This window comes from Phyllobacterium sp. 22229, assembly GCF_052056495.1.
GTDB classification, from domain to species: domain Bacteria; phylum Pseudomonadota; class Alphaproteobacteria; order Rhizobiales; family Rhizobiaceae; genus Phyllobacterium; species Phyllobacterium myrsinacearum.
On record NZ_JBQEPA010000034.1, the window covers coordinates 33,266 to 39,117 of the forward strand.

Here is a 5,852-nt window from a genome sequence, read left to right on the forward strand (position 1 = left end):
GCAGTGATCGTTCCTGAAGCCGTTCCCCCGGACAGGCTATAATCGACAGTCTTTGCCGTCCCGCCCATCGTCCCGCCGGTTTGTGTAACGCTGGTGGCAGCATCTATCGTTGAGTTCGATGCAACCGTCCCCGTACCGCTGATGGTTGCGGTGTCAACCTTTATCGTTCCATTGATGACAGATCCCGCCGTCACATTCAGGGCTTGCTGCTGCTGTGTTGTTGTTCCCAGATCAAGTGTTCCACCGGAAACGCTGGTTGTTCCCGTTGTGGAACCCAATTTACCGTCCAACGATGGAAATAACCCCTTTTGAAGCTGCAATACGCCGCCTCTGACATCGGTACCCCCAGCATAGCTGTTGTCCCCGCCAAGCACGACGGTTCCAGCTCCGTCTTTAACAAACTGGGAACCCGCGTTCCCGGTTATCTTCGTATTTATCACAGCCGTTACACCAGGGTCGGCGGTAACAATGTTGGTGGGATTGGACAGATTAAGCGAAGCATTTCCAAGCACCTGATCTGAGAGCTTGTAGCCATCCGTCTTGAACGTCAGCCCGCCAATGTTCTGCTGCCCGGCAATCGAAACCGTACCGGCCGTGCCTTGAAATACCGCCGTGCCGGCACTTGTCCAGGTTGAATTGGTACCACCGTTCGCCGTTGTCCAATTTGTGCCCGTGGCATTCCATGTGCCGGAGCCGCCATCAACTGTACCGTTGGCCGTGGTATTGCTGCCATCCCAGTACTGGTCCGCAGCGTGCGCCATGCCTGCCAAAACGATATTGAGACCAACAGACAACAGGCCCGATGCAAGGACGCATCGCGAAAGGTTAGTTGTAGACCGCAAACGATAAACGTAGTTTTCCTTCCGAAAAACGCGCTGCCTGGAATGGACGGGAGAGGTTGCGCTCGTCTTGTTCAATGAATTGATTTCCGGTGAATGGACGTTGATGAAGCAAATCAGGAACTACGTTCTATGCGCAAACTATACAACGAGGCCAAAGCGCTCAACCCCAAGATGCATTTACATCAGTAGAGTTGCAATTATGTGTCGGTGTATCCACGGGAACTTTGGTTCACGAGAACAAGCAAAAGTTTCAACAGCTTGACCGGGACGGCGGCGCTGATCCGTACCGCTTCGGACAGGACTTGTTAGCGGCTGTTTGAATAATAAATCCCGAAATTCAACGCAAGCAGGGCTGCAAGCGTTACAAGAAAACTGCCAATGAATATAATAGCCTTGCCGCCCGCAGTTTTCTGGCGGTTTTTCTTATTGAACGTGACAGCGATTGCAGCGCCAATTGAGATGCCCGCAACAGCGGGCACAGACATCAGATTCATATTGGCAGCCTTTTTATTTGGTAACAACGAGAAGCTTGGCTACCCATTTTGAATCGTGCAAACAACCTCATAAATGTATAATTGCACAACAAATATATCACTGCGGGTTGAAGATTCCCGTTGCATCAGGAAGCGGGCACACCGGCGGCAGAATCCCTGCGTAACTCCTTCAGCGCAGCAAACATCCACTGCCCGACTTCTGCCGACCCGGTTTTATCCTGTTGCACCGTCACATTCGTGCGGCCCGCAGAGTGATAGATTTGATTGCCCTTGCGTGCGAGTTCGTCCGACAGGATCAATCCGCCCACAGCGGGAGTGGACAACGCGAGCCCTCGGATCAGAGGGTTTTGAACGACCGGCCTGCCTAGGTCGATGTCTTCGGCTTCGTTGATGAAACCATCCGGATCGGCCTTGAGCCATGGTACGCCACCCATGCCGCCATGGGTGCAGTAAAAGAATTTCTCCCTGTAGATCGTGTTTTCTCGATGTGCCTTGGTGCCGTAATTTCCAAAGCTGTTACGGGAATTGCATCGCGGATCACGGCGAGCGTGGAAACAAAATCGAACATTGCGTGGAATAAAACTCGGCGTAATGAGCATGGCTCTGTCGATAGCATCAAACAAGAAGAGTCCGTGTACGGGAATATTCTTGTCCTGCAGCAGGTCGCAAACCTTGGCCACCGCCGCTCCGCCGCGACTATAGCCGGCCAGAAAAATCCGCTTGGGCTTTCCGGTTTTCTGGCTGTAAAGCTTATGCACATGCTCAAAGGCAGCAAAGGCCAGATTGGCTGTCCCGATGCCGTCGATGCTGGGGCCCCGCCGGTAGAATTTGGCTGGCGTATCCCATTCCCGACTCATTCGATTGACAAAGCTATTCTGGAACTCCAGTTGGTACTGACGGTCATTGAACACGCCTGTACCATCCACGCCGGCAAAAATGTCGGTCGCAGCATAGCTCGCCGCAATCTCAGCCTGCCGTTGCCGCTCACCCTCAAGTCTGGCAATTTGACCACTGACATAATTACCCATGCTGGCGGGAAACGGACTTTGCATATTGAACCTCATCGGTTGGTGGACGTCGACAATCCCATCTTTGAAAAACTGTCCGCGAGCCTTGCATCGACTTGCGTATAGGCATTGAGCACAAGATTGAGTTTCTTCGCGATCAGTGGGACCCGGGCCGCCAGATCACGCATGCGAGACGGATTGGAAAAGATGATTTCCGCATAGGTGTTGAAATCGTTCTCGGATGTGGTTGCGCCATAGGCCGACAGAAAACCGGTCTCTACGGGTGGGTCCACAGCGTGACCGCTTGCAACCTGGTTCATCGCACTGGTCTGAAACGTCCAGTCAGCGGGTTCCTGTGCAATGAAAGCAGCCTGAAGCGCGGAATTGCGCCACCAGATAAACGAGCTCGTTTCGTGGTGAACGCCAAGTTCTGCCGCCAACTCACGCGTCTCGGCTGAGGTATTGCGCGGCGCAGCGACGAATATCCAATCCTGGCCATAGGTACCCCCAACCTCGGCGCCGTCGATTGTGATCTTTCCGGCAATGAAGATCGCCTTGATAATCCTGCCAAGGCATCCTTCCGGATAGGCATTGAAGGCCCTGGCGATTCCTTTTAGCGATGCCGCCACCATATCGCGATCGACCGGATCGAACACAACACCCTCTACCGCAGCATCGGCCTCAATATAGGGCGGCGCGAAGAAGCTTTTGGGATTGCCAAAGCCAATGATGAGCCCTTGCCGCCGGCCAAGTGCATCCGCCACACCCTCAAGATCACCGGCATCGTCTCCGGCCGGGCGCGTGATCAGATAGGCGCCGGCGCCAGCCAGCGCTACCGCCATGCCAAGGAGAACACGGCGGGAAATCCTCAATGCGCCAGCTCGAATGAATTGCGCATGACGAAACTAGCGGGCACAGCGGCGCGCGGAAGCACGGTTGCAGCGCGTGAAAACGCCGCCAGGCCGCGGGAGAACAGTGCGGCGGCAGCGGCAAAAGAAGCTGGATCATCAGCCACACCAGCACCGGCAGTGAAGAAATCCTCCACTACCGTGGCAACGACAATCACGCCGGCGGTCGCTATCAAACCAACACCAATGGCTTTTCCCCAATCCCTGCCGGAGCCTGGTTGAGCCTGGGGCACTGTCGAAGGGACTGGCAACATGCGCGGAGAAGGCCCGCTTGTGGGGGGCTGCCGCTTCGGCGTAACCAGGACGACAAATTTTATGTCGACGGCGGTATAAAGGAAATTGTTGATGCGGCCATTTAGTTTGGGCAGCCTCAGTTCGAAACGGAGTTTCGGTATGGGGCTGAGACTGCTCATTTCAACGCCAACGGCAGTCGCTGTTGTCGGCATGCCGGGAGACGTGCTCTGGCTCACCAGCATCGACCTTATCGTACACTCATTCTTTTTTGGGTCGAAGATGAAACGGTTATCACTGACAAGCTCTCCGAACGCATGATGCATCGCCGATGTGGCTTTGACCTCGGTTTTCTGATCGCTCATGCTGTGAGTGAGGGTCGCACTGCTGCTTGCCATCAGCAAAACGTCACCGGTAAGCTGCACTTCAATCGTTGCAGCCGGCGTCTCAACGGTTTGCTGTTCCTTCAGCGTGTATTTGAGTGCCGCCGGTAATTTGACGCTTTTCAGTGCGCCCTTCAAGTCTCCTTGCTGCCCCGATGCGTGCGTGGTTTGTGTTCTAGGCTGCGAGCTGCGGCTCGACGGAACCGGCAATGAGGCGGTTTCCTGACGCGGATGAGCCGCTCCGCTCTTCGCGCTGCCCCTTGGAGCAATTTTCTGGCTTGGCAGAACCGGAATAAGGATCGTACGGCCGGCATGGATCAAATCCGGATCAGGAATATCATGACCCGTGCTGCGTACCACTTCGCGGCGATTGTTGTAGCGCCAGATTCGCGGCCATTGCCCGCCACTCCCCAGTTGGTCCTGAGCAATAGACCAGAGCGTATCGCCCGACTTGATCACATACCGAGCACCAAGCATGGTACCTCCTCTGCCCCTGGAATGTTAAAATCCCCGCCACCCAAAACATGTGAATGAAATCACCATGTTTTGACTACAATCCTGTGACACGGCCGCAACAAGGGGCCGCATCGCCATCATTTGACGCCAAAGGACTGGCCGTAACCTGGAAATGGCAAACTCCATTGGCAAAACCTGAGATATTGCTGCCGGTGACAAACGGTGAAAGACAGGCGGATCATTGTGACAATCCCAGCCAAGATGACCCGATTGAATTTCTGTCAAGATACGTCAAGCATTTCCGGCCGACGATAGCGTGTCCCAAGATTGCGTAGTGACTGTATGGCATCACGTATGTTCTGCTCGGTGAGCGTCGAGAGAAACCAGCCATCCGCCACTAGGTCTTTGCCGAAAAACTTGCGGTGCAGCTCATTCAGCCGTTTATCCACCTCGCCGCCAAGCGGCTCTATCTCGACTTTGGCGTAGGCATAGACTTTCCGTGGGCCTGAATTGGGCGCAAGATCTTTCCGGTAGCCGCGCGGATATTCCGGAGAACCAGGCTCCGCATTGATCGCGGTCCTGGTGGGGGGCAACGGAAATCTGGATTCAACCCCCTTGACCAGTGTATCGCGGGTCGTGACGAAATTCAGGTACATCATTAGTTCGAGAGCATCGGCAAGGGCGGCATCATAAAGAAGGGAACGTGGCGGCTTCATGAGCGGAGCCTGACGTAAAATGTCCAGTGCCTTTCTTGCCTCGTCAGCGCTCGACCGGTTGTCACGAATATCCAGCGCCGCAAGAGTGGCAAACTCAACCGCACGCCCCAGAACCTGCAGCATTGCCAAATAGACGTCGAACGCATCATTTGTGACCGTTGCTTCGGAAGGAACAGGGTTTTGAAGGCTCTTTTTGGCAGCGTCGGTCAGCGCTTTGCTTGCCGCATCAAGCAATTTTCCTGTAGCGAAACTCGCAACCGGACTGGAATCGAGTATTCCAACCAAATTGAATGTCCGCTCCATGCGCAAGTCGCAAATTTTCGCAATTACCTTGTCTTTTACGACAGTTCGGAGAGCAACTTTTCCTATGACGGCCGTGATCGCCGATCCACCAACAATTGAAAGACCGACAAACAGCAGCTCAGCTTTGGCAGCATTGGCCTTGTTCTGTTTGTCCAATACCCTGTTATACGCGGCATAGGCCTTGTTGTAGGCACGCGCATAGGGAAGGACAACATTGTTATCCCACTGTTTTCTCGCAAGCTCTACATCCTGGAGATAGCGCGTGACCAATTCAAGCTTTGTTTCCACCTTCTGCTCCTGATTTCGATTGTTAATCGGCAAGCCAAGTTGCAACTGCCTTTGAGGTGTAGCGTGGCCGACCCGGCAATGTATACTCAATGCAAATCTGCTGGTGCTGTGTTTGACGCAAAAGCAACCCGCTGCAGGTTCTTGCCCTTACGCCGCGCGCGTTGTGGCGAGATCGTAGGATGCAATCATGGGCGACTGCGGGCTCTGATTGGCATCGTAAGGCG

At 54.4% G+C, this 5,852-nt stretch carries 6 protein-coding genes; all 6 read right to left on the reverse strand.

Annotated elements, in window-relative coordinates:
• The coding region (locus ACTJJ7_RS26755) for an autotransporter-associated beta strand repeat-containing protein (RefSeq protein ID WP_440969375.1) at positions 1–917 on the reverse strand (917 nt) is incomplete at its 3' end.
• A gap of 230 nt (positions 918–1,147) precedes the next feature.
• Complete coding sequence (locus ACTJJ7_RS26760; protein ID WP_105737563.1) at positions 1,148–1,336, reverse strand: hypothetical protein; 189 nt, start codon at positions 1,334–1,336, stop codon at positions 1,148–1,150.
• Between the two features lie 125 nt (positions 1,337–1,461).
• Positions 1,462–2,388: a hypothetical protein gene (locus ACTJJ7_RS26765; protein WP_440969376.1), complete on the reverse strand. Its 927-nt coding sequence runs from the start codon at positions 2,386–2,388 to the stop codon at positions 1,462–1,464.
• Between the two features lie 8 nt (positions 2,389–2,396).
• Positions 2,397–3,215, reverse strand: a complete 819-nt coding sequence (locus tag ACTJJ7_RS26770; RefSeq protein ID WP_440969377.1) for a hypothetical protein — start codon at positions 3,213–3,215, stop codon at positions 2,397–2,399.
• On the reverse strand, positions 3,212–4,342 hold the full coding sequence (locus ACTJJ7_RS26775) for a LysM peptidoglycan-binding domain-containing protein (RefSeq protein WP_440969378.1): 1,131 nt from the start codon (positions 4,340–4,342) through the stop codon (positions 3,212–3,214). Before ACTJJ7_RS26775 ends, ACTJJ7_RS26770 begins: the two co-directional genes overlap by 4 nt.
• Positions 4,343–4,602: 260 nt before the next feature.
• Complete coding sequence (locus ACTJJ7_RS26780) at positions 4,603–5,628, reverse strand: hypothetical protein (protein ID WP_105737571.1); 1,026 nt, start codon at positions 5,626–5,628, stop codon at positions 4,603–4,605.
• Between the last annotated feature and the right edge of the window lie 224 nt (positions 5,629–5,852).

Excerpts from the sequence above, each read along its gene's own strand:
- ACTJJ7_RS26760 (WP_105737563.1), bottom strand. The coding sequence starts at position 1,336 with ATGAATCTGATGTCTGTGCCCGCTGTTGCGGGCATCTCAATTGGCGCT.
- ACTJJ7_RS26765 (WP_440969376.1), bottom strand. The coding sequence starts at position 2,388 with ATGCAAAGTCCGTTTCCCGCCAGCATGGGTAATTATGTCAGTGGTCAA.
- ACTJJ7_RS26775 (WP_440969378.1), bottom strand. The coding sequence starts at position 4,342 with ATGCTTGGTGCTCGGTATGTGATCAAGTCGGGCGATACGCTCTGGTCT.